The 5,226-nt window shown below is 60.6% G+C and carries 6 protein-coding genes; all 6 read right to left on the bottom strand.

The window, feature by feature from the left end:
- Nucleotides 1-1,031 (bottom strand): TRAP transporter large permease (locus ACQ5BM_RS34495; protein ID WP_429820821.1); only part of this gene is annotated, 1,031 nt, incomplete at its 3' end.
- 3 nt (nt 1,032-1,034) lie between these two features.
- On the bottom strand, nt 1,035-1,586 hold the full coding sequence (locus tag ACQ5BM_RS34490) for a TRAP transporter small permease (protein WP_429820823.1): 552 nt from the start codon (nt 1,584-1,586) through the stop codon (nt 1,035-1,037).
- Between the two features lie 81 nt (nt 1,587-1,667).
- The gene (locus ACQ5BM_RS34485; RefSeq protein WP_429820819.1) at nt 1,668-2,663 is read right to left on the bottom strand and encodes a DctP family TRAP transporter solute-binding subunit; all 996 of its coding nucleotides are present in this window, start codon (nt 2,661-2,663) and stop codon (nt 1,668-1,670) included.
- A 23-nt stretch (nt 2,664-2,686) separates the two neighbouring features.
- Complete coding sequence (locus ACQ5BM_RS34480; protein WP_429820817.1) at nt 2,687-3,592, bottom strand: NAD(P)-dependent oxidoreductase; 906 nt, start codon at nt 3,590-3,592, stop codon at nt 2,687-2,689.
- 13 nt (nt 3,593-3,605) lie between these two features.
- Nucleotides 3,606-3,905: a putative quinol monooxygenase gene (locus tag ACQ5BM_RS34475; protein ID WP_429820815.1), complete on the bottom strand. Its 300-nt coding sequence runs from the start codon at nt 3,903-3,905 to the stop codon at nt 3,606-3,608.
- 23 nt (nt 3,906-3,928) lie between these two features.
- On the bottom strand, nt 3,929-5,226 hold a 1,298-nt coding region (locus tag ACQ5BM_RS34470; RefSeq protein WP_429820813.1), incomplete at its 5' end, for an NAD(P)H-dependent oxidoreductase.

The raw sequence follows: 5,226 nt of genomic DNA, 5'->3' as shown, positions 1-5,226 counted from the left end.
GGCATGAGCACCGGAATGAGGATGAACATGGCCGGGATCGCCTCCATGAAAATGCCGATGATCAAGAGAAACACGAAGATCACCAGCATCCCTGTCATCGGTCCAAGGCTCATGGCCTGCAAGAGATCGGCCACCTTTTCCGGCAGACCGTCAAAGGTGAAGATCCAGGCGGCGAGTTGCGAAGTCGCGGCGATGAACAGGATCGTGCCGGAAATACGCGCAGTCGAGATGAGGATTTCGGGAATCTCGCTCAACGGTAAGGTCCGGTAGACCAGGAGACCGAGCACGGCAACGTAAACGACGGCGATGGCGGCCGCCTCGGTTGGCGTAAACAACCCGCTTGCAATGCCGATGATGAGGATGAGCGGCGTTAACATCGGCAAAATGGCCCGCAGTCCCGTCACGACGACCAGCCGGAAATTGAACGGCGTCGGCGGATTGTAGCCATAATAGACAGAATAGAAGTGATTGAAGATCAGGAAGGCGAAGGCGATGAAGAGGCCGGGCACGAGACCGGCCACGAGAAGCGTGCCGATCGACACGTTCGCGATGGAGCCCGCTATGACCACCAAGATCGACGGCGGGATGATCGACGACAGCGTTGCGGTGCACAGCGTCATGCCGACTGCATACCCTTTGGGGAAACCGTGCCGCTCCATCGCCTTGATCTCGATTGCCCCGACCGAGGCGATATCAGCGACTGACGAGCCGGAAACGCCGGAGAATATGACCGACGAGATCACGTTGACGTGGCCGAGCCCACCGGGAAGCCAGCCAACCATCGCCTCGGCGAAGTCAAAGATGCGCTCCGCGACCCGGCCCCGTTCCATGACGGTACCGACCAGAATGAAGAGAGGCACAGCCACCAGCAGGAACGAGTTCATCGAGGAAAACATGGTTTGCGACAGCAGATCCAAGGGCATGGACGTGAAGAGCCAGAGCGTTGCAACACCGGCGAGCGCCAAGGCCACGGCGAGCGGTATGCCGAGCATGCTCAGGCCGAAGAAGGAAATGAGAAGAAAGAGCGACATGGATCAGTGTCCCGCTGAAATCGAGATGTCGGCATGGGCGCTTTCGTTCGCCGGCAAGCCAAGTTCGGGGAGAGCGATGAGTTCGCGCCGACTGCGAAGCGATTCCAGGATTGCCAGGATCGCAATCACGGCGGATACCGGCATCACCATGCCGATAACCCACATCGGAATGGGCAGCGTGGCAGCAGTTTCACTCATCATGATTTGCTGACGCACCAGCGTCAGCCCGGTCCATCCCATCAACCCGAAGAAGAAGACGGAGGACACGACATAGATCGGGACTGCCAGATGTTGGAAGAGACGCCGTGCCAGAACGAGAAAGACGACGACGCGCGCGCTCTCGACGGTTCTGAAACCGGCGGCAAGTCCGAGAAAGACCATCCAGATAAACAGGAAGCGCGTCGCCTCCTCCGTCCAGGGAAAAGGATGCCCGGCAAGTCGGCCGACGACTTGTACAAGGACGACGATCAGAATACCGGCGCAAGCAGCGCCCGCCGCCACATCGGCGACAATCCTGACGAAGGTGCCGAGCGAAGAGCTGTAAGAAGGACGCATCAAGATGCCTTTCCTCAAGAATGAGACCAGAGCCGTTTAGGCGGCACCGTGCGCCCACGCAAAGTGCCGCCCCGGGGGGTATCAATTCGTGTTGGCGAAAGACTTGGTGCGATCGAAGAAGGCCTGATCCTTCACCAGCGCTGAGAACTTGTCGGAGAGACCGGCAGCGACTTGAACGAACGCCTGGCGCTGTTCTTCGGTGAGCTCATTGATTTCCATGCCGCTCGCCTTGAGGGCCTCAAGCGACTTCTCGATGTCTGCTGCGTCGTTTTGAGCTTTCCAGGCTTCGGCTTCCTTCGCGGCTTCCTGCAAGGCGGTCTTGAAGCCGTCACTCAAAGCCTCGTAGCGGGCCGGATTCATGCCCAGCACCCATGCGTCGGCGATATGGTTGCTGATCGTTGCGTATTTCTGAACCTCAAAGAGGCGCGCGCTGACGGGCACATTGATCGGATTTTCCTGGCCGTCGACGACCTTCAGCTGCAAGGCATTGTAGACCTCGGCAAAAGCCATCGGTGTCGGAGCAGCTCCCATGGCACCAAAGAACTCAACCCAGAGCGGATTATTCGGTACCCGCAGCTTCATGCCCTTCAGGTCGGCCGGAGAGGTAATCGGCAACTTGGAGTTAGTGATCTGCCGCAAGGGACGAGACCAGAGATCGAGCCCAAGGATGCCGATCTTGCTCAAATCTCCCTGCAGTTCCTGGCCGAGGTCACTGTCCAGGTAGGCGCGCAGTTGATCGATATCGCGGAACTGATAAGGAATGGCGATAGCCGTAAACTTCGGATTGAAGGTCGCATAGAGCGAGGTCGAGTTCAGCAACATATCGAGGGATCCGCCGGCGAGCTGCTTGACGCCCGCGGACGGATCGCCGCCATAGAGCGTGCCGTTCGGAAACACCTTGATCGTCAGCTCGCCGTTCGTCTTGGCCGATACAAGCTCGGCGAATTTGTTGGCCGCAAGGGTGATTTCCGACGTATCGGCGTCCGGTGTGGAAAGCGTCAGGGTTTCAGCCTGGGCGAGCGAGGCGGAGAAGAGGGTGGCGGCTGCGAGCAGACCGCGGATAATTGCCAGTTTCATGTCATTCCTCCCAAAGTTTGATATCAGGCACAAGCCATCGGTTTCGCGGTCTTGTTCATGCGCCGGAGCTCAAGAATGATTCCGCTATGATCCAGATCGCCATCGCCGTTGTCGACCATGGCCTGGTAGAGCCGGTCGACCTCCTCGCCAACCGGTAGTCTCAAACCACGGCTATGGGCAAATGCCAGAGCCGTGGATGTATCTTTCACCTGGTACTTCGCCGGCCCTCCCGGCCGGAAATCACCTGTCACCATTCGCAAGCCGTGCTGGCGGAAAACGGTGGAATCGGCAAATCCACCGAGCAGCGCTTCGCGCACGCGCGCGGGATCCGCGCCTCCCTGCTCGGCAAGTGTCAGCGCCTCGGCCACGGCACAGATCGTCGAGGCGACGATAAGTTGGTTGGCGAGCTTCGTCAGCGCTCCGCAGCCAGCGGGACCGACATGCGTCACTCGGCCGAGACAGGCAAAAACATCGCCGAGCGCATCAACATCTGTCGCCTTACCGCCCGCCATGATCGCGAGCGTGCCTTCACGCGCGCCTTTCTCTCCGCCCGAGACCGGCGCATCGCTATAGACAAGTCCACGGGCAGAAGCCTTTTCCCCTATGAGAACGGCCGTTTCCACCGGAATTGAGCTCATGACGACGAGTGCCGCGCCGGGCTTCATCGCAGCGAGCACGCCACCGCCGCCAAGCAGAACGTCCTCGCAGACCGGCCCCGAACTCAACATGACGACCACTGCCTGCGCCCCGGCTACTGCTTCAAGTGCCGTGCTTGCACTTGCGATACCGCGGGACGAAAGCGCATCTGCCTTGTCTCGCGTGCGGTTCCACGCGGTGACATCGAAGCCGGCGTCGGCCAGACGTCCGGCCATCGGGCCTCCCATGATGCCCGTACCGATGACAGCTACGCGTTTTGCTCCATTGACCATGGCGTTCTCCTCCTCACGGATAGCGGCGCCGAAGGAAGCGGACGGGCCGCTCCTCGAGGATGAGGGGCGGGAACGCCGCGCGGAACCGTTCGAGATGCGGTGTTTGAAGATGGGCATCGAAGGCCGCACGACTGTCATAGACTTCGTAGAACACCACGGTCCCGTCTTCTTCGTCGGGCTGAACCACGTCGAACTGCCGGCAACCCGGCTCATCTGCGACCGAATGGGTCGCATCATCGCGGGCGGCTTCCAGAAACTCAGGAAGACGTTCCGGACGGACACGGAATTCGGCAATGACGACGAATGCCTCCATCTCTCCCTCCCCTTCCCGCACGATCAGGCAGCCGCGTCTTGGTTGGGGCGGAAGCGCTCTTCCATATCCCGGCGCAGCGTTACGACGTCGAGGTCGTTGACGATCTCCACATCGTCGAAGCTGACAATCTGGTCCTTCTTGATCGCCCGCTTCAGCTTCACATTATGCGCAAGGCCGATCGGGAGCGCCTTGAGGTCCAGGCTACGTGTCGCCGGAATGGCGTTTGCCCAGACTGCGTAGCCGCCTTCTCCGTCCAGCATCTCGCCCGGCTGCATGTCCTTCTTGGCGGTCGCCACCGCATCGCCGCGGAATTCCTTGGACGAGCCGGTCGGCTCGTTGCGCAGCACTGCCGAGAGCACGCTAACCGATGTCTCCAGGCCAATGATGTGGAAAGGACGCCACATGGAGGCATACCAGCCGGACGGATCGGTTAGCAGGCCATATTGCTTGAAGCAGGCGCGAGCATATTCATTGTGCGCCTTGAAGGTGACGAAGACCCCATAGCGGATGTTGTTGAAGACCTCGCGGCCATCCGGCTCCTGGCTGGCGGCGATATCGACAAGACCCGAGCGGGCCATGCGGCCGCCGTCGCTTGCCGGACGGAAAACGCGGGCGAGATCGTGAAGGCCGGCCGGCGGGAAGGCTAGGCCGTCATCCGGGCAATCGAGGCCCGTGCCGTTGGCCACCGCGGCCATTTCGATCGCCGCCTTGGTGCCGTCGGTGAAAGAGTTGTACATTTTTGGATTGAAGTCGCCCTTTTTGACTTCTTCTTCCGTCCAGCCGAAGAAGCCCCAGACGGTGTCCGGCGTGGAGTACCGGTAACGCGGCTCGAAATTCATGCCCTTGCCGGCGGCGGTGACCTCGAAGCCGGTGGCGCGCGCCCAGTCGACGAGTTCGCATATCAGTGCCGGCTGATCGCCATAGGCCATCGAGTAAATGACGCCGGCGGCTCTGGCCTTTTCGGCAAGGATCGGCCCGACCATCACGTCAGCCTCGACGTTCACCATCACGACGTGCTTTCGGCTCTCGATCGCGCCGAGCGCATGGCGAGTGCCAGCGATCGGGTGACCCGTCGCCTCGATGACGCATTCGATCTCGCCGCAGGAGAAGATGGCGTTGACGTCGTCAGTCACGAAGGTCTTGCCGGACTTGAGCGCATCGCCGCAGCTCTGCGCCTCATATCGTTCCTTGGACCAGCCGACGCGCTCCATGGATTCACGCGCCTTGCCAACATTGAGGTCGGCCACGGCCACCATGTGCAAGCCACTTATACGTTGGGCTTGCGCCAGGACCATCGAACCGAACTTGCCGGCACCAATCA

It is taken from the genome of Ensifer sp. B1-9 (genome assembly GCF_050474445.1).
GTDB lineage: Bacteria > Pseudomonadota > Alphaproteobacteria > Rhizobiales > Rhizobiaceae > Ensifer.
This window is presented reverse-complemented; position numbering and strand designations above follow the sequence as displayed.